This window comes from Enterococcus sp. DIV0970a, assembly GCF_051711265.1.
GTDB classification, from domain to species: Bacteria; Bacillota; Bacilli; order Lactobacillales; family Enterococcaceae; genus Enterococcus_D; species Enterococcus_D casseliflavus.
Genome location: NZ_JBIOMF010000001.1, coordinates 547,038 through 570,310, shown reverse-complemented (window position 1 = coordinate 570,310; position 23,273 = coordinate 547,038). Strand labels below are relative to the sequence as shown.

The window sequence follows — 23,273 nt, the reverse complement described above, 5'->3', positions numbered from 1 at the left end:
CCTTCTTATAAAAGTTATTTTGCTCTAGCTAAAAAGTCCCCACAAAATGGATCGATCGGGCTCTTACCTTTAAACGGTTCTTTCCCTAGCAATTTCTGGATTACAGCCTCCACTGTTTCTGGATTTCCTGTATACGCATTGATAAAAGTTGAAACATAAGGGATGTCAAATAAGTGATAGGGATTGGCAGTAGAAACAAAAATGGTAGGGAGATCCTTTTCATACCAGGGAGCATTTGCGGCCATCAAATGATTCCAATCCAAACGAACTGTTGTCTGATTGCTGGCGGTCTCAACATTAGCAACATACAATGCCAAATCAAATTTATTTCCAAGATCCTCAACCCCTGCCTCGAAAACCTCTTGGAAATCCAATTGTTGATTATCGAAAAGGTTGACTTCAAATCCAGCAGCTTCTAATCCAGCTTTAAAAAGCGGACCCACTCGTCCTCCCTCTTTAAATCCACCGTCGTCAGAATCACCCAAAATAACGAGACGGATTCGAGGGTATCGTTGTGGGGTGAGTGGTAAGTGTTTTTCTCTGTCTTTGACCAATGTAATCGACTCATCAGCAATTTTTTTCGTTACCCACTGATATTCAGTACGATCGATGACACTTTTAGGAGTACTATTGACTGTCTCTTCCCTTACTTCAGTAAATAAACCATGGTACATCTTGACTGCTAAAATTCGTGCGACTGCTTCATCCAAACGTTCCATACGAATGCTTCCCTCTTTTACAGCAGATGCGATCACTTCATAATCTTCATCAATATTTTTATTAAAAAGCAACATATCGATTCCTGCATTGATTGAAGCAACGAGTCGCTCTCTATGAGGCATGATCGTCGTGTAACCGACCATTGGTGTTGCATCAGTGATAGCCAAACCATTGAAGCCCAGTGTATCTCTTAGTAACCCGTTAACTAGAAGTTTCGAGCAAGAAGCAGGCATCAATTCGGTTTCTCTGATAGTTGGTGAAAGTTTTCGCTCCCACGCAGGCTGATAAATGTGTCCCACCATGATACAGCTGACGTTTTTTTCAATAAACTGGCGATAAATAGTCCCATACGATTCCATCCACTCATTCGCGGAGAGTGAATTGATCGAACTCAGTAAATGTTGATCCCTTTCATCAACACCGTCCCCAGGAAAATGCTTGATCACTGGAATGATGTTACTCTCAGAAAAACCGTCTATCTGCGCTTGAGCCATGCGAATAATTCGTTTTTGATCACTTCCAAATGTGCGAGTATTCGTGATTGGGTTCTTGAAGTTATAATCAATATCGACAATCGGTGAAAAAGCCATATTAATACCAATTCGAGCCGCTTCCAGCCCAGCAATTTTTCCTAAGTAATAGGCATTTTCGGTGCAATCTGTAGCGGCGATCTGCATAGGATTACCGACCCATGTCCCTTCCGTAAGAATACCATTCCCACCTGACTCTAAATTTGCTGAAAGAAATAACGGTATTGTGCTAGCATCTTGGACTGCTCTTAGCTGATCCTTCAATTTTTCAGCATTGTCGGGGCGATACATCATTCCACCCGGTTGGTATTTCTTAATAAAAGCCGTCAATTCCTTTACAGAACCTGATTGTCCAATCACGAAAAAAAGCTGACCAATTTTTTCCATAACTGACATGTTTTCTACGATCTTCTGAATTTGTTTTTTCCTTGTCTCTGTAAATTTGAAAAGTGTTTCTCTTGTCTCTCTCACTGAGTTGTCCTCCAATCGATAGTTTCACAGACGACGAGCGCAAGAATCACTTCACTCTTGCGCTCGTTTGTTGTTATTATGGTTAACTGTAAATCCTGTGCGAGTTTCTTATCCAGCTTGTTCTTGTGCTAAACGTTCTTCTTGAACTGCTTGATTATCTAAGGTTTTAAAGAACGGGTAATAGATAGCCATAGAAATAGCAACTGCAAATAGTTGATAGATACCAAAAGAGAGACTCCCTTGAACGATGCCGTGGATCAGCGGAGGTAACGAGCCCGCCCCTAGGATGCCAATCGGTGCGGTAATGATTCCCATAGAAATCAATGCGTACCCAAGAGAAGTGATCACTAATGGCGTCAATAAGAACGGAATCAAAAGCATCACATTCAACATTACCGGCATTCCAAAGACAACTGGTTCATTTACACCAAAAAGACCGCTTGGAAATACGATTTTTGAAAATGATTTGTAGCGCTTACTCTTGGAAAATAAAAACATGTCAGTCACTAAACCAATCGTTGCACCGCTCCCCCCTAAACATGCCAAATCGTATAACCCAAAATTAATGGCATGAGGGACTGCTTCTCCCGCCGCCACAGCAGCACTATTGTCTGCAAGATAACCCAAGAAAATCGGCATGAGAATCGGCAATACGGTCATTGAACCATGAATCCCGAAAAACCATAAGAGATTCGAGATCAAAATAAGAATCAAAAAGGCAGTTAAGGAACCCGTCAATCGCTGCAATGGTTCTTGAAGCAATGTATAAACAAAATCTGTCGCTGAATTATAACTAGTTACGCTAAAACCAAATTTAACAATTCCAAAAAGTGACGCAATCACAACTGCTGGAATTAAAGAAGTAAATGACTTGGTCACCATTTCTGGCACCCCATCGGGCATTTTGATCGTAATATTTTTTTCCACAAACAATTTCATCAGTTGAATCGTGATCAGTGAAACGAAAATTGCCACGAAGACCCCGCGCGCGCCTAAATAATTGGTACTTAAAAATGAAGCTCTTGCTTCGGGATTTTCAGTGAGTGGCGTTAATAACAGGAAACATACCAATGAGATGAACCCCGTCCCCAAGGCTTGTTCTTTGATCCCGAATATTCCTGCTCCACAGTAGGCAATACTAAATGCCATATACAAACCTAATAAATCAATTGTGTAAGCTGGAATATAATTCATTACTGTCCCAATGTTGGTCACTGATAGAAAGTTTTGATACGGTTCCCAGCTTAAACTAGAAATAACTGTAAAGATGGCACCTAACATAATAACGCCTAGTAATGACATCGAACCTGTACTCACACTTTTTAAATAGCGATTCGAAGAAATTTTATTCGCAACGGGAATAAATCTTTTTTCCATAAAGTGGATAAATGCATTCATTTTTCTTACCCCTTTTTAGTGTTTTTTATTTTATTTTGGTACCAATAGTAACTGTCTTTGGGAATTCGTCGACATTCTTTTGGATCTTCATCTGTGCGATCAACAAAAATCAAACCATATCGCTTTTTAAACCCTTGGTGTGAACTAACCAGATCAAGTAGTGACCAAGGACTATAACCCAATAAAGGATATCCTTCCTCCATAAAACGCTCACATTGCTTAATATGCTGTTCTAAGTAATCAATACGATAGACATCGTGAATTTGCCCATCTTCAATACGATCAGAATACGCTAAACCGTTTTCAGTCACCATCATTGGTAAATGGTATTTTTCATAAATCGACCGCATACCTATATATAATCCTTCAGGGTCAATACCAAATTCCATCCATTTCGTCTTCGTTAAATAAGGATTGTTCCCTAAGGTAAATCGCTCATTTCGATAAAATGGTGGTAGTTTGCTTGTATCTTCTCCCGGTTCAACGGCACATATACAGGTACTACAGTAATAGTTTATCCCTATAAGATCTGGTTTATTCTTCTTCAAAATTTCTTGATCAGCTGGTTCCGTTTCTGGATACCAACCTTTCTCATTCAAATAATTGCAGTAGCTTTTCGGGTACTCGCCGAATACTGACATGTCGAGAAAACAATTTTGTAAAAAGTCTTCGGCGTTCTTAGCTGCTAAGATGTTCCTTGGCGAAGGTGTTTCAGGATAAACAACTTGCATAGAGCACACCGGTCCAATTTTCCCATCTCTTACGATTTTTCGAAAAACTTGAATTGTCTTTTTCTCAGCTAGCGACATATTGTAACTCATTTGATACATCTGCTTCATTTTTTCATCTGCATCCGTTTCGTGATTGCCATTTAAATCAGAAGCTGCTGTGACGATCAATTGCTCGTTGATCGTTCCCCACAACTTGACTCGATCACCGAAATGCTGAAAGCAAACTTTTGCATAAGCAACAAAGTAATCAATACATTTTCTTGATTTCCATCCGCCAAATTTGGTTACCAATGCTTGCGGCATTTCAAAATGATAGAGGGTAGGAAAAGGTGTGATTCCTTTTTCAAGACACCCATCAATCAAACGATTATAAAAATCGATGCCTTCTTGATTCGGCTGATCACCATCACCCATGACACGTGTCCAATTGAACGAAAAACGATAGAGATCGATCCCTAAGTCTGCCATTAATTCAATGTCTTCGCTTAGATGATGATAGTGATCGGACGCGATCTTCGAATCTGCAATTCCCTCCGGTACGTGACGCACATCTGTTGTTGCAATCCCTTTTCCACCTTCACCAAAGCCTCCTTCTACTTGAAATGCTGAGGTTGATGCCCCCCAATAAAAATCTTTTTTAACCATTGTTCCTTCCACCTTTCCCTTATAAGAAAACGATACCATTCAGAATTAATTCTAACGACAACAAAACAAGACCTCTGGTTTCAAATCCAAAGGTCTTGTTTCAAAATATGAAACTATTGAGGCAAATAGAACTTTTTCATATACATATAAATCAGTAACTCCATCGTGTATAGAATAGCAATCCGTCCTTCGGTGTTTTCGTTGATCTCTCCACAGAGGATAATTTGGTCTGCACTTCGCTCAATGATTGGAGAATGCTTAAACGTAAAGACGATAATTTTGATTCCCTTTTTCTTCAATGCTGCAATCACTTTTTCACTAAAGTAAAAGAAACCACCCTCCATCGAAAAAATCAAAACCAAGCTATCTGGCGAGCTTTCTTCCACAATTTTTAATTGCTCTTCCACTGTAAAACCAATCCGAATAATTTTATCCATGCTTGCTAATTTGCTTTGCAAATGCTGTCCCATAAAAGCAGCAAATTCTAAGCCAAACACAGCAACGTTTTCTGTTTCATAGATCGCAGAGACCACTGTTTCAAGTTCTGAAATCGAGAGATGTTCTTTGGCGTACCTCAAATTGATCAAAAGATTTGAGGTGAATTCGTCCAGAAATTTCTCCCTTTGTTCCACGGGCTGGATCACTTTTTTGGAATAATCGCTGACGATATCGATCTCTTTTTCAACCGCTTGTTTGAATTCCGTATAAGATGAAAAAGCCAAAATTCGAATGAATCGCGAAATCGCTGCAGTCGACACAAAGCATTCTTCTGCGAGTTCATAAATGGTCATCTTAGGGATTTTCGAAAAACTTCTTAGAATCGCCTGTGCAATAAAGTAATTATTGTCTTGTTTTTTCTGATTATTTAAATAGCGCAACAAAAGACTTCTGACTGAGGTTCCTTTATTTTCCATTCGTGCTACCTCCTAAATACGCTTTCACCTAAATATACAATGAAAGCTAGGGAAAGCAAAGTTGAATTGGTGAAATTCTCCTTATACTCTGCGCCCATTTCGATAATTTAAATCTAAAAACCTTTCCCTTGCCTTGCCCGTATCCATATTCCATAATCAGACGTGAGCGATGATCCATCTAACAGACCGTATGGGAGTGTTACGAATGAAAAATTTTCAGATGACGTTTATTACTTCTACGACCACCAATCGTTGGTTGAAACTATTGAATCTTTTGGAACGGCATAAGACCCTTTCGAATCGTGAGTTGTCAAAAGCTGTCCAGAGTTCGCGGCGCACGATCATTTATGATATGGAGGGGCTACGGAACTACTTTGGAAGTACGCTAATGATCGAATCCACGTCGAATGGCTATTCTCTTCATGAATTACTACCGAAAGAATATCTGGAACGAAAACGAGCGCTCCTTCAGAATGAACCGTTATTCGTTATTCTTGAGCATCTGTTTAAGGGAGAATATCGGACAGTTTCCGAATGGGCAGACTATTTTTATCTTTCTGAGAGTTCCCTTTTACGCTATTTGACACTTTTTGAAAAAGCCCTGAAGCCCTTTCAGTTATCTGTTGATCATAAGAATTTCCGTCTGATCGGATCAGAAGCGGATATTCGCAAATTTTTCCATGCCTTTTATTATGAGTCGGATGCTACGCCTCATACGGTACGTCCAACCATTGCTGTGCAAAATATCGTCTTAGATTTTTTTCGCAATATACGCGGCAAAACCAATAATACAGCTTCATTTTGGTATATCAGTTATTGGTTGTATATTATCCTTGAGCGTCATCAAGCAGGAGAAACTGTCGTTGTCTCCGAACAATTAAAAAAGATCGTCTTGGCAGATGAACTCTTCCAAGAAATCCAGCCCCTCAATCAATCTTTGCTTCTCTTCACTAGGAAACATTTGTTCCTCTAAGTTACTTCTTGTTGATGCAATTGTTTGCTGTGTTACACCTTCTTGTAGTTGCTCAAAAGTATCCCCTACAAAAAGATCATAGACACTTTGCCCGAATTGGCGATCATCTTCATAATAGCGATCTTCCATCAAGACGCCGGTAGCTGCCGCATGGATCGGATTACCTGATGGATTAAGTTCTCTGATCGTATAAGTATCACCACGTCTCGGTCTCAATTGGTCATTTAAATTTACTTGCCAAATCATATGGGAGCCTGTCGCAGCATTTTTAAATGTCTGAGCCGACTGTCCATTGCTAAATGTAACCCTCGCGCCATAATTTATGAAATGCTTACTGATATCATGATTGAATACAGGTAACCCATTCGCATCTTCCTCTATCCATACATTAAAAATATAAGCACTACTTCCAGTTGTATTGAGTGTTTCTCTTTTGTTAAGACCCTTCAAAGAATAGATGGGGCTTCCTTGAGTATTCATCTGTAGTACTTGTTCAGATAATGCGTTTGTGTCCGTCATATCCCTAGCTTCTGACTTTTGGGTATCATCTGGTGCTAAATGTTGTTCTTGTGGATCGACTGGTTCATTTTCAGCTTGTTTTGCTGCCTCTGGCTGCTTCTCTTCTAACCCATCCACTAGTTTTTCTATGTTATAATTTTCTTCCAAATCCTCGTGCTCTTGTGCCATCGCTACCACTAGTAATGATGATAAAGTCATTTGGCAAACGAGTAATAAACCTGTTGCTTTCAATTTAAAATTGTTTTTCATTTTATTTTCCCTTCCAACTCAACCTATATATCTTTCTATCGTTGTATTTCTTCATGTTCTCCGGTTAATGATGCTTGTACGAATTCATCCTTCCTCATCAGGTAGTTTGTCATAGAATGACTTCGCATTTTCTTCTGAGCCAATCACCGCTGCTAGAATGGAGAACATTGTCCGATGACTGATCATTAACAAACCTGTGACTTCATCACTAAATTAGTTATTCATAAGTCACCCCTGCTTCTCTATTCTTTCGTACGTTAAAGATTCATTTCACTTTTATCACGCGTCCTTTCTTACTCCCTTAAAAAAAATCTGTCTTAGACCTTATTGGAACAACCTATTCGATAGAAACTCACTAAATATCATAGATGAGCTCTAAAAAAAGATGTTTTTTTGACGAAATTTTATTGTTTTAATCGAGGTTAAATTTAACACGGTTGCTCATCGAGCAATAAATCAAGATTTGCAAACCTGTGTGAATAAATTGATTTTCATTTTCTTTTCAAATAAGGCATTTTGAAAGTTTGTGCAAAAAAAAGCGTTATAAAAAAAGACGATTCCTTATGATTTAAAAAGGATCGTCCATTTTTGTTATTACCTGTAACCACTTGACTCAATACGATGGATACATTGTTTTTGCCTACTCATTCTTAGCATTGTCTGAAACATTTTTATCAACAGTTATCTTCAACAGAATGCTTCTTTTCTATAAAAAATGTCAGAAAAAAGCAAAATAAAAGAAATTATATGTAATTTTACACATCTTCTAAAAAAATTCATTTTTCTTTGGTATACTAAACGTAGATCTGCATATCATTAGATTTACGTTGCCCGTTAGTGAAGTTTCAGGCAACGTTTCTTTATGGGGGATAGATAAAAAATGGAAGAGAAAAAGATTTTTGAGAAGCGCTGGTTATTAGCTACCAGTGAACAACGAGAGAAATACCAAGCCTTGATTGCCTCTTACCCTTCAATCGAATTGACATTCAAAGAAAAAAGCTACCTTTTATGGCTGTGTCAGTTAGACAGTGATACGTTCAAAACCTTTGAAGCGATTTTTGATAAACTAGTAAATGCCAACTAATTATTTTCGCGTAGGCTGTTCTTTCACCAAAATAACCCAATCTTTTGGTATTCAGGAATAGTGGGCATATTTTCAGATAACTCCCTTTTTTATTAGACAAACGAATAAAAGCCGCACCCGTCGATCGTAACGGTTGCGGCTTTTCTCTTTGATCTATCCACCCATGTCCTCGTCATGCTGTGTTGCAACACGTGGATTAGGCTGTGGGAACGCTTAACGCTTGCCCTAACTGAGGATCGATTTTTTCAATCACTCTTAGCCAATCTTGATGATCGGGGATTGCTTTGAGTAAAAGAGAATCAGTCGATAAGATGAACTCTGATAAATATTCACTATAATTCGTGACCACAAGATCAATGGCGTTTTCCTTCAAATAATCGCTCGTCAATTCATTGATTTTTGGAAAAAATACCCGATGATCATTGCCGACATAACGCAAGAAGCGCGCACGAATCGTGTGACAGGCATAGAGATCACCTTCTATTATCAACGCGATCCGTTTGACTTTTTGAGCATAAAGCTCCCTGATTGCTTCACTGTAAAGGGTCAGTGCCGCACAAACATCTGACAGATACTCCTGTTTGACCCCTAGAATCGCTTGGTGCTGCTTCATAAATGCCAGATTTTTTTGATAAGCAGCAGAACCATGCTTTTGCGCTTCAGTTTTTACTTCTGTTAGCAAGTGATTTAAAACGGGCGCCAGCTGCTCATTGATTTTCTTTGACAGGAAAAAGGCGTGGATCATCGTCTGGACCTGTTGAGGCTCTTGAAAGGAAATGCCCCATTCTTGCACGAAGCGCTGACTCAGTTCTTCGAGTTCAGGATACAGCCCAAACGCTGCAACGAATTGCTGCTCTTTTTCAGGCTCGGTCAAAGTTCGTTTCATCACGGTCACTAAATAAAGCCACATCATTTCTTGTTGCGGTAGTCTTACTCGGTATAGCGCTTCGATTTTAGGCGCTAAGTTCTTCATTATCGCAAACGCCTCATGCGTTTCGACGATTGCTGCCAACGATCGAGGAATCTGAACAGTCTTTCCCAGTTGATAGCGCTTGATCGTAATATACAAACTATAATAAAAATCACTCGGAGAAACGCCTGTATTCACCAGCGCTGTGGGAATTTTTGAGAAGGCATCACTGACTAACGCGATCAGTTCTTTGGGGGGCAAGAGCGTATGCGGCGTGACATCTGATTCATAATAAAAATCTTTAAAAAACTTGCGAATATTGGCTTCTGATCCACTCAAATTCACCGGTTGCAAGATCCACTCTAAATGATACTTTCGTAACGTCGCAGAAGCGGTATTCAAATAACGACGCATCGTACTTTCTGATACATATAAGCGCTGCGCCCACTCTTCAACCGAACAGAATTCCCCGTGGAAAATGGCTTCCACGATTTGATACATGCCTTCTTCTGCAACAAGCTCCTTTTTTTGAGACAAGTATCTTTTCGGATCAGTTTCCCTAAAATGATAGCCATTGGCTTCAAGAGTAAATTCCGCTGCCTCCTGCAGATAGGTTTTCAATTCCTTGATGTCAGAGCTGATCGTCCGTTGGGTCACATCAAGCTTGTTGGCTAAACTTGCGATGGAACAAGTCCGTTCTCGCTCAAAGGTATTTAACATTTGAAGCCATCGAACGGTCGTTTTGTTTAGTATAAAATTTAACTGCAATTCTCTCATTTTTGCCCTCCGTGTTTCTCCTTCACCGACTGGTTTCTTTTCTATAGTACAATATTTGCGTCTATAAAAAACCTTCCTATTTCCCAAATTTACTTAAGTTGGTGTTAGAATATGTACTTAAGTGAACAAACAAGGTATTCTCTATGTAGACTCTTTTTGTGCAACTGGAGGAATTTGTATGACAAATATGGTTTATGGATACGCCCGTGTATCCACAAGACAACAGGATCTCTCTCGTCAATTGGATTTACTTGACCGGTATGAATGCAACAAAATTTATACTGAAAAGATCAGTGGTGTACGCGCAAATCGTCCTGAATTAAATAAACTAAAAAAACGAGTGAAAGAAAACGATAAAATCATTATTGAAAGTTTCTCGCGGCTAGGAAGAAGTACCAAAGACCTGATTGATCTCGTCTACTTTTTTGAAAAGAAAGGGGTAAAAGTCATCAGTATCAAAGAAAATTTTGATACACAAACCCCTCAAGGAAAATTAATGATGACTGTTTTCCAAGCCTTTAGCCAATTCGAACGAGACATCATCGTTGAGAGGACCAAAGAAGGCTTAGAATCCGCGCGTGCTAGAGGAAATATTGGCGGTCGTCCACGAATCGATCCCGCACTGATCCAACACGCATTGCACCTTTATCAAAAGGAAGGAAAAGCCGTTGTGGATATCTGTGCCCAAACAGGCTTAAAGCGCTCGACTTTTTATCGCTATCTTAGTCTGGAGAAGGATGAGGTCATTTCATAAATACACGTGCTGGTTGAACTTCGTACTTTCGGCTGCTCACTATATAAAAAACAGGACGAACATTGCTGATGTTTGTGATGGCTTAAAGATCGATTTTTTTCTCTCTTATAAGCGATTCATCCAGCTTGTTCGTCCTGTATGTTTTATTCTGCTAGCTCTTCTGTTGATCCTATTGTTGTTTTCTCCATGATTTCTTACGGAACAAGAACACCAGTCCGCCGATTAAGAATAAGATACCTGTCACACTTAGCAAGACACTGCTTGTTTCTCCTGTTTTTGGCAGTTGCTTAGCAGTGGATTGTTTGCTTGCTTTGATCCGTGCTTTCTGTTCCGTTGCTGAGGGTTTGTCTGATTGTTCTGATGGTCGTTTTCCGTTTCTCTCTTGATCGTTTGTTTCTGACGTCTCTGTCTCAGGACGTGTCTTGATCGGTTCTTCTATTATTGGATCAGACGCTTCAGTTTCAGGGATTTCAGTCACAGGCGACTCACTTTCCGGACGATTTTCTTCTGGTACTTCTGTTGGCGTTTCTTCAGGTGTTTCGTTAGGCGCTTCGCTGACTTTTGCTTGTACAGTAATCACGGCATAGGCAATCACTGCTCCGTAATGGTAGGAGACCGTGTACTGACCGACTATGTTGTTGTTCACTGTGCCGTTGACTTCTACTTCTGAAAAGGCTACTTCTTTGCCATCACGATCGATGGCAGAATCAATGTTTGTTTCTGGTAGCCATTCATCGCCTTGCTTGATCGTTGAATCGTGAACTTTCAGGGACGTTTGATCCGCTTTTACGGTGATAGTGGCTTTGCTTTTTAAACCGTGATAGCTGTAAATGACCACGTATTCGCCAGCTTTTGTTGTATCTGCTTTGCCTGTAACAGTGATATCCCCAAAATCAACAGGTTTACCATCCCGATCCGTTGCGCTGTCGAAGTTGTCCTTGGCTTCCCAGTGTTCCCCTGTGTACAACTCGCTATCGTGAACTTTAACTGTCGTTTGATCGGCTTTGACGGTGATAATGGCTTTGCTTTCTACGCCATGATAGCCGTAAATGACTTCATACTTGCCTGCTTGCGTTGTATCGACAGTCCCCGTGACAGTGATATCCCCAAAATCAACAGATGAACCGTCTCTATCTGTTGCACTATCGAAGTTGTCCTTGGCTTCCCAGTGTTCCCCTGTGTACAACTCGCTATCGTGAACTTTAACTGTCGTTTGATCGGCTTTGACGGTGATAATGGCTTTGCTTTCTACACCGTGATAGCTGTAAGTGACCTCGTACTTGCCTGCTTGCGTTGTATCGACAGTCCCTGTAACAGTGATATCCTCAAAAGCAACAGGTTTACCATCTCGATCCGTTGCGCTATCGAAGTTGTCCTTGGCTGTCCAGTTTTCTCCTGTATACAACTCGCTATTGTGGACTTTGACTGTCGTTTGATCCGCCTTGACGGTAACAAGGGCTTTGCTTTCTATTCCGTTATAGCTGTAAATAACCACATATTCGCCAGCTTTTGTTGTATCTGCTTTGCCTGTAACAGTGATATCCCCAAATTCAACAGGTTTACCATCCCGATCCGTTGCACTATCGAAGTTGTCTCTGGCTGTCCAGTTTTCCCCTGTGTACAACTCGCTATCATGGGCAGTCACGTTGGTTTGATCGGCTTTGACGGTGATAATGGCTTTGCTTTCTATCCCATCATAACGATACACTACCTCATAGGTCCCCGCTTTCTTGGTATCCACGCTTCCGTCAACGCTCACATCGGCAAAAGCAACTGGATGGTTGTCCCGATCGACGGCTTGGTCGAAGTTATCTTCTGGGGACCAATTTTCGCCGACGTACAACGAAGAATCGTGAACAGTAATCGCAGTGAATCGAGGTTTGACGAGGACCGTTGCTTCTTTGCTTACATTGTTTAAGTGGTAGCTGATTGTATAAGTACCCGCTTGACTAGTATCGACTTGCCCAGACACACTGCCGCCCTCAGCGAGGAATTCCTCGTAAGTCAGTATTTTTCCTTCTTTTGAGACTGCTTGTTCAAAATTATCCGCCGCTGACCATGTATCCTGTTCATAAATCGTGGTATCTTTCACGGATAGCGCTGTGAAATCCGTTGGTGCTTTTTGATAGACGTAGGTCACTGTCGCTTCGCCTCGAGGAAAATTCCCTTTTGCATTCGTCGGTAGTTGATTGGTATCAAGAACGTACCCTGGAATTTCTGGAATAAACGCACTTGTAGAGACATTATAGGGTTCATTGGTGCTATTATGGATGGTTTGAGAAGGATAGATTTCCATCCCTGATTCATCCACATATTTAACCGTCAAATGGCTATTCGTAAAGCGAACATTATATGTCGCCGTGAACAAAAGGTTTCCGTTAACGTCGGTATATTCTAAAACCGCTGTTAAACCGTAATAGTTGATCGTAAAACCTGTGAAGCTTGTCCAAGATATATTTAATTGATTGGTACCAGTCACTTCACTTGTATACCATAGCCCCACCAGCATGTATACCTTATCCGTTTTGTAGACATAAAAATCTTCTGTCAGCTGCGGGTCTTGGTATAGTGTTTGGTGTGCGTATTTTTCCGGGATTGGCAAATCCAAAACCAGTGCTTTATACTTGATCGGATCATATTCTACAGTCAGATCGTAGTTGAAACTCTCGATACTCTTCGTTGATTCTGCAGCGAAAGGTTGACTATCCGTAGATTCTACAATGGTTTCAGCAGATGGGGCAGTAACTGAAATTTGAGTTTTTTCTGCAGTATCAGATGCGTTAGATTGATTTGTTTCTGGGTTTGAAGGGGTGGTCACCACTTCACTTGCGGTTGTTTCGGAAGATACGACGTCAGCATTTCCTTCTTGGGAATCTGTCTTTTCTCCTGAGTCCATGCTTCCTGTTGAATCTGCCAGCAAGGGAACCGATGAGTCTATGGATGGTGTTTGCTGCTCTGTTTGTTGTGTTTCTGTTGCCTGAGCGATCGGCCATGTGCTTGGAAAGGTTGTCCCTAAAATCAGCATCCCTACTAAAGCGCTCTTAATTATAACTACGCGTTTTTTCATTTTCATTTTTTCTCCTTTTTCTTTTCCCCAACGTTATTCACACTTATCTTTGTACCAATCAATCCAAGCGTTTTAGGTCTGCAACTAGCAAGGTTGTTTTTTCTAAAAAAACTGTTTTCAATGACTGCTTCACACTCGATGAAACATGCGGCGCACCATTAACATGAAATCCGCCAATTTTCAAGGGATAAGACTTCTTGATTGGCGCAGAGTATTATATAATTTACTTAAAACGAGCGTAATTTCAATGGATAGGTGGTGACTTCAATGTTAGAAAATTTATCTATCAACTTGCATCGGGACAAAGCATTTTCTCGACAAGTAAAAATCTTGCAAGTACTAAATGCTGCACCGACAGGGTATCATCCACAAGAATTAGCAACATTATTAGGACTATCTTTGCCTACAGTTACCAAAGAGCTGAGTATTTTAAGTGACAGTTTGCCAAAAGACCTGGTCAAGATCACACTCTCAGAAACGAACATCGTCTCGATCGCTTATCCGCCGAACGCTTCCATCAATTCTGCCATCCAATACCTGGGGATGGAAACGCTGGAGTTTAAAATCATGACGAGTATTATTGATAATAAAAAATACTCTATTCACCGAGCAACGATTGAATTCGGTTATTCTCGCAGTCATCTTTTACGGACGATCAGCTACATGAACAAGTCGTTGCAAACCTATTCTGTAACTATTGCCACGAATCATCTTGACTTTATTGGTACCGAAGAGGACATCCGATTTTGTCTGTTCGTCTTTTTTTCTGCTTATGGCGATAGCACGATTTTAGATAAGGATAGTCCAGCGGATGCCCGTCTGCTGGTCCAAAAAGCCAAGGAAGCCAACAAAAAAGATTTGCATTACAGCCATTACAGACTGGCTCTGTGGCTAAGTATCGCCAAGCGCAGGTGGCGCCACTCTTACTTTTTGACCTTGCCGCCGTCTTTAGAACGCAATCTATTGGAAAAAGAGCGCTTCGCTATTTTTTCAGAAATATTAAACGAACATTACTTGAAAAAATACCGAATCATCCACTTGCCGCAACAAGAGCTGCTTTGGATCTTTGTCAATGCGCTTCACTGTCTTTCCTATAGTACGATGGACATCAACGGCGAAAGCGATTCGGATTACATTTTTCACCATACAGAAAGACCAGAAATTATTGCAGAAGCGGCTGCCTTTTTAGAGAAATCTGGCGTCGCTATTCCACCTGCAGCTGCCCACAAGATCATCGCTTATCTCGTAAATCTTCGCCTGCTGACGATGATTTCTGCCAATTATGAGTTTGCTGATCCGCAGATCAAAGCCTTTGTTGAAACGACATTCAAGACGGATTACCTTTCTTGGAATGAGTGGTTGAAACCTTTCAACGATCAAAGCCGCTTCTTTTCCTTTACTCACTTGGAACATATCGCAGTCACATTGACTTTGTTAAGCGAGTTAGCGCCTAATCCCCAGCTGAAAAAACACCTCAAAGTAGCCTTTGCTTTTCAAGGCGGTGCTGGTCTAGATGCTTTCTTAGCTGCATCAACGGAATTATTTAAAAACGACCATACAGAAATCAGTTACTTTTTTGAAGTGGCTCCTGATGAACAAGAATTGATCCATCGGGAAATAGATTTGATCGTTAGCAATTTTGACTTGCATCTGAAAAGCAACTCCAAATTTCAGCAACTACGCATTTCAAATGTCCCCACCCTTTCGGACTGGACGATCATCCACAAAACGATTGAACAGCTGATTCAGCCAAGAATCACACCGATTCGTTGACCTAAGGAAACTGACGGCCTTCTTGAAGGAAGCGCCGCCAGTTTTTCATTGCGCGGTTTGCTATTTTGACCCTTTCCTAAGTATCCATTTTTCTTTTCTCTTAGCGTGTCTATTTTTTTCACATCAGAAAAAAATCAGACCTTTTTTGCAAGATTCCTCTCCTAATAAACGCTTTTCCATTCAAGCGCAGCGGAGAAAGCCCCTGTCTTGTTTTTATGTGCTGTTCGTAATCCCTGAAAAGTTGCCTGATTCGTGAATTTTTAATGAAAGAAATTTTAGCTGCTATTCTTAGCCCCAACTGTGAGAAGTGTTATTTTAAAAGCAAAGAAACATACGGTCATAACAGACTGCATGTTTTAAATAACTTTTGTATCTATTTTTTTTATTTACTAGAAAAAAAAGAAATTTTCTCCCCGCTCCTTTTTTGTATAATAGGTAAAAAGAGAGGGGAACAAACGTGGATTTTATCAAGGAGCTGCAATCCTTCAAAACAATCGTCGAGGAAGGTACGTTTACTAGAGCTGCCGCCAAACTAAACTATGCCCAGTCGACCGTTACGAACCATATCAAAAAGTTAGAAGACGAATTAGAAGTAGCGTTATTTTTGGAAGGAAAAAGCAATGTATTGACCTTGGAAGGCGAATTGTTGAAACAGGAAGTACCCGAACTGATTGCCCACTGGGAGCGGGTCAAAGAACAGTTGATCAATGCTTCCCATACGGTCGAGTATTCGTTGCGGATGGGCATCCTTCAACCCTATGACATTTTGGTTTTGCCTGCACTGCTTCACGATTTTTCGCAGCACTAACCAAAAATAAACTTCGAGATCGTCGTGGGATCAACACTAGAATTAGCCAATGCACTAAATGAAAACCGAATTGATTTCGTCTTATGCTCACTTCCTCACGAGAAACATTTTACTTACGAGGAATTGTTTCAAGAAGAGCTTTGCTGCATTACCGCAATCTCAAACCCATTAATCATCAATATGCTAGCCGACCTTGAAGGGAGCCATCTCTATCGTTCCAAGTCTGATTGTCCAGCTCGCACAAAAATTGAATGCTATCTTGACAATCAGGTTCCTTCGATCCATTGGGAGTCTGTCAGCAATATCAGTACGATTCCTTACTTGATCGAACAAACTGGATACTGCAGTCTGATCCCTCGTTCCATCATTGAGCAAACTCATGCTCGAGTAAAAATCGTCTCGCTTCCTTTGCCTGATCCCCACATGTCGATCGGCTTATTGTCAAAACATCCACTGATGCTTTCTCCCAGCATCACAAAAAATTTTGTCATCGAGCTAAAAATACGCTTACTATCTTTGTTATAAAACGGTTTTAATCCGCATTGATTTTTATGCAATTATGCTTTTTTCGGAAAAATAATGTCAGTCATTTTGTAAACCTCGTCACAGCGGGAAACAAAAGAGCTGCACCAAGTCTTTACGTTTTAAAGACTTGGTGCAGCAAGGTTTTTGAATTCGCTTACGGTTATAAAGTTACAAGATAGTATCTTTTCTCTCGATTCGATTTTTTGTTATCATTTTACTTTTTTTATGCAACCTGATACGATTATTCATGTAAATCGAAGAAAAATCAGAAAAGATGTCGTTATTCTTAACATTTCCGATTTTTTCTCCGATTGTAAAAAATAGAAACGTTTTTTCATTATTTATAAAGTATACTCAATTTTGAAGCGACGAGTTCTCAAGAAACTGAGTCTTGTACCCCGCAGGGCAAAGTCTTTGGGTAGTTATTGCTCAAGGAAGCTGTTTTTGCAATTGTCAGAAAAAATAGACGATGAGAAAAGGAGGAAAAGCCATGTTTATCATTGAAGCAATCTTCAGCTTTTTAAGAGACGCATTAGGTGTGATCCTAGCTATTCTCTTAGGGACGCTTTGCTTGTCGATGGTGGTCAATTTGATCGTTATCGTTGTAAAAAACACCTATTCAAAATTTAAAAAGAATTATTAACGAATCGCTATCTTGTAATAGATAGCTTTTTTAAATAGTTTTTTCAACCTCTCAGGTCTCTTTTTTGCCTTTGTAATATCTTTTTTCAAACTCAATCCAAGACTTGCTGAATTCATGGTTCGAAAAGGCACTTTTTAAACCTGAACGCTGCTTAAAGCGAAAGACCTCTTCGCGGTCCATCCCCAATTCCTTGGCAATTCGTTCATCCGACCAATCATTAGCCACCAACTGCTGCACGATATTTCCCATCTTCTCTATGCCATGGGTACCACGTGCTCGATTGTGGCGAATCGTTGAAGCGATGCGATTCTCAAAAGGCTTATCGATCACCGTGACCGGAACGCTTGGCAATTCCAAGCGATCTTTTGCTACGATGTACCGATGAAACCCATCGATCAAAATATACTTATCCTGCTCCTTATCGTGGTAACAAACCAATGGCTGCGTAAAGCCATCTTCTCGAATCGACAGTTCCAGTAAATCCATTTCTGGAGCAGCCACGGTGTTGGGATTATATGTATTCGCGTGAATCTTGCTGACTGGGATCAGCTTCGCCGCTAACATTGGAAAATCGATATCGCTCATGAGGTACTACACTCCTTTTTAGAAATGAATAATTTTTTGTTTGTCGATAAACCGCAAACCCTTTTGACTCCAAAAGTACAATTTCACTAGGCTGGTTACTAGAAGCGAGAATCTCTGCTTCTGGGTAGTTGCGGCTGATATCCACCAGCATTTTCCGTAAAAGAAACTTTTTAAATTGAGCGGCTGGATCTTTTTCATAAAATTCCCCTAGCTCCACTTTGTTGGCGCCTTTTTCATAATAAGAAAAAGCAGTCACCCGTTTTTCGTCATCAAGAATCACGTACCAGTAGCAGTTCTCATCATTGACTAAGTACGGAAATTGCTGCTGATACACCCGTTCCGCAAAAAAAAACCCCCATCAATTGATAGAATTGGCTTTTCTTATACGGTGGAAAAAATAAAACCAATCGTTCGTTCACAAAACCCTTCCTCTCTAAGGACGCACTCGTCCATCGTTAGGTGATTTTTTTCGTTAAATACTCGTATTTGGCATTCAATTTTTTTAACTGATACTTGGGTAAATGCTCGATCCCCAAAGCCGCCCCAAAATCGACCGCCAACTCATACAATTCCGTCTCATCTTTTTTCGTCAAACTATATTGTCGCGTACTCAAAGAAAAATCATTTTTTTCTAACGCACGAGCGATCCCTTTCCAGTCATGCCAGAGTACTTCGTTTTTCAGCCAGTCCTTACGTTTGGTCACATCGGGTATATCTTCCACTTCGATCCCGTGCTTTTCTCGATAATGATCAATCAAAATCGTGATTTTGCGGTAATAATGATCCTGTAATTTCTTTGAATAAAGTCCCAATTGATTCCAGTAAAAAGACCGCATACTCTTGCCAAGTCATATGACTGGGCTTTCTCGTATTGTAATGCGCCAGCAATCCTGTCTGGGCATACAAGCGACCAAAATTGGCTCCTGACACACGATTTACGACGCGTTCCCACGTTTCCGGTTCCACCAAAGCATATTGGTACAAGCCTTTTCGTTGCTGCATGCCATAAGGCTGACAGATCCGCATTTGATGGATCGGAACGCCATGATCATACAACTTTTCATAAAAGCCATTGATTGGCCAGTCAAAATGGGCATAGGCTCCCCACACATCTTCGGTCTTCCAATCATAGATGGGGTAAAAATTGACGACCATTGAATCTGCTACTTGCCGTTTGATCCAGCATTGCTTCCGAAAGTTATACTTTGGCGATGTGATCGATCGATACCGATACAGACTTTCCTGGGTCCGTATCCCCACACCACAAGCAACCGGCTCAAACTGATGATAGCTTGCGTACCAATGAGCAAAGTTTCGTAAAAACTTATCAGGGTTCATATTTGCACTCTGATAGATTTCCATCAATGATTCATCCAAATCAGCAAGTGAAATCGCATCTTTGGGCATCAGTTGTACCCACTTCTCACGTTCTTGTTCATCCCACATCAGCCATTGTGGCTGAAAGACGCTGGTATTGTTGTCCTCGTAAAAGGGCAAACAGAAGTGGAAGGTTTGATTGATACTTGGTAACGCTTTGATTTTTTCCATGAACGTTCTCGTAGCATCATAATTTGCCTCGATATCTAAAATCAGCAGATCAAAGGTTTTCTTTTTGTTCTGTGCGACTTGGTCTGCCAATTGGATCATGGCACCACTATCTTTTCCGCCACTGAAAGAGAAATACACATGGGGAAAGGTATCAAAAATATATTCCAAACGCGTCATCGCCGCTTCTAGCACATTTTCCTTACAATATTTCTTCATAAAAGCTCATGTCCTCATTTTATTTGTCCTTTTTTTGAATAAGTATTACATTCTAGTATAAAGTTTCACTTGGCTTCTTACAAGGACTTAAGGGAGATTTCCCTGTTATTTCATACAGCGACATGTTGAAATACGCGCGCTCAGTATCGGATAATGAGTCAACTACAGGCTAAAAAAGCAGAGATATCAATTTTTTAAACTTCATAATCACTGCTTGCTACTGATACATCTGCTCTTTTTTGAATCACAAAAAGATAGCCTGTTTTTTCTATGATTTAACTAATAGAAAGCAATACCATCAACCTGATTATCCGTTCATTCATCACATGTACTTAATTTTCCATAACAGTGAAATTTCTTTGCTGAGGTATTTGAGCTTCATAGCCTTTTGGATATTCTCAGACATCTTCTTGTAATTACTGATTTTTTCTTCTTTGGGCAGCAGTACATATTCTCGCTTGATTGCTTCAAACTTGTCTTCATGATCGATCACCAGAAGTTGCGTGATCAGATCATGGGCGAACCAGCGATGATAGGAATTTTTGTGGGTATGCAGTGCCCAGATCCGTTCCCACTCCTCATAAATCAGCTCAGGGTTTTTAGTGGCTACTTCTTTAATAATCAAATAACTATTAAAATACTCATTGATATGATTTTGACCATCAACGACATTCTCCACTAGCTTCTCCCTTACCTTTCGATCATCGATCGCCGTTTGCACAAACGGTTGGGGATCAAACGATGTTGTCTGAAAATGACGCGCGATTTCTTGGTAGTCCATGCTTTCACCTTCTTTAAATGATTGATTTGCAGCAATTGCTATTTTTTTATCCATATCATCATTTTAACAGAATCTTTGTACGAAAAAAGCGCTTTTTTGATTGCTTTTACGTTCCTTAAACGTTGGTCTCCTGTACCATTAGAAAGTGATCGCTCGTTGGCGCGCATTTTTCCTGGCAATATCCAATTTAAAATCGATCAAAAAAACAGGGAAATCCCTCAATGAAAAGAAGGATTGTAGTCTTTCACCCAATGATCCATTGAGTTCTGACATTCGTTTCTTTGTAGTTTGTGATTTCTTATTCCATCGTATTCTTGACCTTGCGTCTGCAAAAGAGCGCCTGTACTAATAATTTTCTCAATGAAGAATGTGATAAAAATGACATAAAAAAGGAAGTCCCCTGACGGGACTTCCTGAGTTTCGTTTCTTCAAAAACTATTTCACGCATAGCTGCGAGATGCTGGATCACGCGTCCTTTCTCCGAATACCTCGGTCGGTAGGCATTTTGATCCATTGTTCGGGTGGACGTTTTCTGATTTTTTTTGGTGCAAACATCAGTTGAACCGTTCTTTTGACAAAGTTATTTCGGTATACGTTTTCCATAACTTGCACGCCCTTTTCAATTGAATTAGGAAGTAGTAACGCCGATCGTTCTTCCTACCTTTATTATAAGCGTGGAGACGGGACAAAACAAACAATATAGCTGGGAATTTCTGGCTTTCTTTCCCTCAACTTTGTAGTCGATCGCTCGCTAAATTGGTATGATCCTTTGAATAATATTCAACTAGCCATCGTATATTTATTGAAAAAACAAATGAAAAATTACAGAAAAGGTTGATTTCCACTCGAATAAACAGCCGAAAAGACGAGTTTTTGAATGAAAAATCGTTTCACTTTACTTTTTCTTAAATTTTAATTATTATTCTTTTGAAATAAGAATAATGAAGGAGATAAAAACATGGAAAAATACCAAGTGTTCCCTGGTCAAAACTATCAGGCAAATGTTATTGGCTTTACCGGTTTACAAGAAGTTAGTGTGATTCATGTTTACGAAAATACTGCAACTGTTCTAATCAAAGAAACAGCTGAAACAGGTGTTGCTAAGCTATGTAATTTTCTAGTTGGTGCCACACAATTAGTTAGTTGATCCTCTTTTATTAACCAAAACATGAGGAGCCATTTGCCATCCAACATGTTGTAGGAAAACGCTTTGAAAGTAGTCCTTTGTGAGCTTGCTCTTTTCCTATTCATCAATTACAGCAGTATTTTTATTTATCTACTCAATATCTCTCTACTTTATATATAAATAGTGTTAGAATGAACAAAAGGAAACGTATCAGGCTTCCCCCAAGAGAATCTTCCCCAAGTACTCTTGTCTGATACGTTTCCTATTTTGTGGCGAAAAAGCCACAGACCAATGGTAGCCCTTTACTCTGTGAAAAGCAAGCTTTCAAAATAAATTTTTTCTTTATTTTTTTATTTTATCTCTACAAATCCCCTTTATAAGCAGGCAAAAACACACCTCTCGACAAAAAGGTGTGTTCTTTTTATAACAATGATTATTCACGAATAATAAGTTCGTAAGGCAGAATGATCTGCTCTTGTTTTCTTTCTTGAAACAATCGAAAAGCTTCTTTGCCGCACTGATCCAGATGAAACTCAACGGAAGAAAAGTGCAGCATTTGACTGATGAGCAGGTTTTCTTGTCCAATCACGACGGGTGCTGTCCCGTGGGAGTATTGATTTAAGATCATCGCTGCGATCTCGTCCCCATTTGTGATCACCCCATCGATTCCTCGTTCCTTAAAAAATGCAGCTGCGGGAATCCCATCTTGTGCTTTGATACAATCCCAATAAATATCTGCTTCAGAAAAATTAGGAAACAGCTCCTTGGCTTTTGCGATCGTGTTGACTGAATTGCAGCTGAGGCGTTTGCTGCGCCCGAGCGTCAGTCCCAAGCGTTTTACGCCTTGTTCTTTCAAATACTTGATACTGGCTGTCACAGAGCCGACCAAGTCGATCGCAACGAAAGGAACGGCCGTACCGGTCGAATTTTCGCAAAAAACAATCGGTCCTTTTTCCATGTAGGGATAAAATGTCTCGATATGATTTGCGCGGGTGATGACGATCAAGCCGTCAAATCCCTTTGCAGCGAATTCTTCTAGATATTCTAGCTCCAGCTTCCGATCAAAATTGGTCGGAAGCAACGTCACCTTGTATTTTTGGGCAAAGGCTTCTTCCATGATGCCATTTAAAATTCCGTCAAAGAAGGCGTGATTGACAAACGGTACGATGACTCCAATATTATAGGTTTTCCCCGAGCTAAGTTTTTGGGCGATTTTATTCGGTTTGTAATCTAGTTCTTCCATCACTGCCAAAATCGCTGCTCGCTTTTGCTCATCGACATAAGGATGGCCATTGATCACACGAGAGACCGTCGTGATCGAAAAACCAGTAATTTTTGCTATATCGCGAATCGTTGCCATTTCTTTCATTCCTATCTGATTGTTTTGCTAATGACCTAAGTCTACCATAGAAAATTAGTTGTTCCACTTTCGACAATTTTCTGAGAAGGTCTCTTGATTGATTGTACGGTATGAAACGAGTTTCATAGCAAGACTTAGTTAGACTCCTTGAAAAGAAATTTATTTA

At 40.2% G+C, this 23,273-nt stretch carries 19 protein-coding genes and 1 pseudogene; 8 read left to right on the top strand and 12 right to left on the bottom strand.

Going from position 1 to position 23,273, the window contains the following annotated elements; genetic code table 11:
* Nucleotides 1-14: 14 nt before the first annotated feature.
* From IGK14_RS02670 to IGK14_RS02655, 4 genes are all read right to left on the bottom strand, one after another.
* Nucleotides 15-1,721 (bottom strand): glycoside hydrolase family 3 protein, encoded by a 1,707-nt coding sequence (locus IGK14_RS02670; RefSeq protein ID WP_010748826.1) that lies wholly within the window; start codon nt 1,719-1,721, stop codon nt 15-17.
* A gap of 108 nt (nt 1,722-1,829) precedes the next feature.
* On the bottom strand, nt 1,830-3,119 hold the full coding sequence (locus IGK14_RS02665; protein ID WP_008378054.1) for a PTS sugar transporter subunit IIC: 1,290 nt from the start codon (nt 3,117-3,119) through the stop codon (nt 1,830-1,832).
* A 5-nt stretch (nt 3,120-3,124) separates the two neighbouring features.
* Nucleotides 3,125-4,495 (bottom strand): glycoside hydrolase family 1 protein, encoded by a 1,371-nt coding sequence (locus tag IGK14_RS02660; protein WP_438711556.1) that lies wholly within the window; start codon nt 4,493-4,495, stop codon nt 3,125-3,127.
* A 113-nt stretch (nt 4,496-4,608) separates the two neighbouring features.
* Nucleotides 4,609-5,409: a MurR/RpiR family transcriptional regulator gene (locus IGK14_RS02655; protein WP_010748825.1), complete on the bottom strand. Its 801-nt coding sequence runs from the start codon at nt 5,407-5,409 to the stop codon at nt 4,609-4,611.
* 205 nt (nt 5,410-5,614) lie between these two features.
* Here IGK14_RS02655 and IGK14_RS02650 point away from each other — a divergent pair, with 205 nt between their 5' ends.
* Nucleotides 5,615-6,382, top strand: a complete 768-nt coding sequence (locus IGK14_RS02650; RefSeq protein WP_010748824.1) for a helix-turn-helix domain-containing protein — start codon at nt 5,615-5,617, stop codon at nt 6,380-6,382.
* On the opposite strand, the gene IGK14_RS02645 is transcribed toward IGK14_RS02650, so the two are convergent.
* Nucleotides 6,287-7,150 carry a hypothetical protein gene (locus IGK14_RS02645; protein WP_010748823.1) on the bottom strand — a complete coding sequence of 288 codons (864 nt, stop codon included), beginning with the start codon at nt 7,148-7,150 and terminating at the stop codon, nt 6,287-6,289. The genes IGK14_RS02650 and IGK14_RS02645 overlap by 96 nt on opposite strands.
* Before the next feature lie 880 nt (nt 7,151-8,030).
* Here IGK14_RS02645 and IGK14_RS02640 point away from each other — a divergent pair.
* Complete coding sequence (locus IGK14_RS02640; protein ID WP_010748821.1) at nt 8,031-8,234, top strand: hypothetical protein; 204 nt, start codon at nt 8,031-8,033, stop codon at nt 8,232-8,234.
* Nucleotides 8,235-8,430: 196 nt separating this feature from the next.
* Here the strand turns inward: IGK14_RS02640 and IGK14_RS02635 are convergent, their stop codons facing one another.
* Nucleotides 8,431-9,921 carry a helix-turn-helix domain-containing protein gene (locus IGK14_RS02635; protein ID WP_231473577.1) on the bottom strand — a complete coding sequence of 497 codons (1,491 nt, stop codon included), beginning with the start codon at nt 9,919-9,921 and terminating at the stop codon, nt 8,431-8,433.
* A 178-nt stretch (nt 9,922-10,099) separates the two neighbouring features.
* Between IGK14_RS02635 and IGK14_RS02630 the strand changes: the two genes are divergently transcribed.
* Nucleotides 10,100-10,675, top strand: coding sequence for a recombinase family protein (locus IGK14_RS02630; protein WP_005227582.1), 576 nt, complete (start codon nt 10,100-10,102; stop codon nt 10,673-10,675).
* A 169-nt stretch (nt 10,676-10,844) separates the two neighbouring features.
* Here the strand turns inward: IGK14_RS02630 and IGK14_RS02625 are convergent, their stop codons facing one another.
* Nucleotides 10,845-13,742, bottom strand: coding sequence for a bacterial Ig-like domain-containing protein (locus IGK14_RS02625; protein WP_131501986.1), 2,898 nt, complete (start codon nt 13,740-13,742; stop codon nt 10,845-10,847).
* A gap of 267 nt (nt 13,743-14,009) precedes the next feature.
* Between IGK14_RS02625 and IGK14_RS02620 the strand changes: the two genes are divergently transcribed.
* The 4 genes from IGK14_RS02620 to IGK14_RS02605 all read left to right on the top strand — a co-directional run bounded on the left by IGK14_RS02620 (nt 14,010) and on the right by IGK14_RS02605 (nt 17,491).
* Entirely contained in the window at nt 14,010-15,515 is a 1,506-nt protein-coding gene (locus tag IGK14_RS02620; RefSeq protein WP_154694155.1) for a helix-turn-helix domain-containing protein, read from the top strand.
* Between the two features lie 457 nt (nt 15,516-15,972).
* A complete protein-coding gene (locus IGK14_RS02615) occupies nt 15,973-16,323 on the top strand; it encodes a LysR family transcriptional regulator (RefSeq protein ID WP_010748816.1) in 351 nt (116 codons plus the stop codon).
* Between the two features lie 6 nt (nt 16,324-16,329).
* Nucleotides 16,330-16,848, top strand: a complete 519-nt coding sequence (locus tag IGK14_RS02610) for a LysR substrate-binding domain-containing protein (RefSeq protein WP_306453154.1) — start codon at nt 16,330-16,332, stop codon at nt 16,846-16,848.
* 490 nt (nt 16,849-17,338) lie between these two features.
* A complete protein-coding gene (locus IGK14_RS02605; RefSeq protein WP_010748814.1) occupies nt 17,339-17,491 on the top strand; it encodes a hypothetical protein in 153 nt (50 codons plus the stop codon).
* Nucleotides 17,492-17,542: 51 nt separating this feature from the next.
* Here the strand turns inward: IGK14_RS02605 and IGK14_RS02600 are convergent, their stop codons facing one another.
* The 4 genes and pseudogenes from IGK14_RS02600 to IGK14_RS02585 form a co-directional block, all read right to left on the bottom strand.
* Nucleotides 17,543-18,076, bottom strand: coding sequence for an IbrB-like domain-containing protein (locus IGK14_RS02600; protein WP_010748813.1), 534 nt, complete (start codon nt 18,074-18,076; stop codon nt 17,543-17,545).
* Nucleotides 18,003-18,410 carry a hypothetical protein gene (locus IGK14_RS02595; protein WP_228074195.1) on the bottom strand — a complete coding sequence of 136 codons (408 nt, stop codon included), beginning with the start codon at nt 18,408-18,410 and terminating at the stop codon, nt 18,003-18,005. The genes IGK14_RS02600 and IGK14_RS02595 overlap by 74 nt, the downstream gene beginning before the upstream one ends.
* 121 nt (nt 18,411-18,531) lie before the next feature.
* Nucleotides 18,532-19,840 (bottom strand): annotated as a pseudogene (locus IGK14_RS02590) (DUF3440 domain-containing protein).
* A gap of 322 nt (nt 19,841-20,162) precedes the next feature.
* Nucleotides 20,163-20,621, bottom strand: a complete 459-nt coding sequence (locus tag IGK14_RS02585; RefSeq protein WP_010748810.1) for a hypothetical protein — start codon at nt 20,619-20,621, stop codon at nt 20,163-20,165.
* 958 nt (nt 20,622-21,579) lie between these two features.
* Between IGK14_RS02585 and IGK14_RS02580 the strand changes: the two genes are divergently transcribed.
* Nucleotides 21,580-21,768 carry a hypothetical protein gene (locus tag IGK14_RS02580; protein ID WP_005227564.1) on the top strand — a complete coding sequence of 63 codons (189 nt, stop codon included), beginning with the start codon at nt 21,580-21,582 and terminating at the stop codon, nt 21,766-21,768.
* A gap of 412 nt (nt 21,769-22,180) precedes the next feature.
* On the opposite strand, the gene IGK14_RS02575 is transcribed toward IGK14_RS02580, so the two are convergent.
* Complete coding sequence (locus tag IGK14_RS02575; RefSeq protein WP_010748809.1) at nt 22,181-23,107, bottom strand: LacI family DNA-binding transcriptional regulator; 927 nt, start codon at nt 23,105-23,107, stop codon at nt 22,181-22,183.
* Nucleotides 23,108-23,273 lie beyond the last annotated feature (166 nt).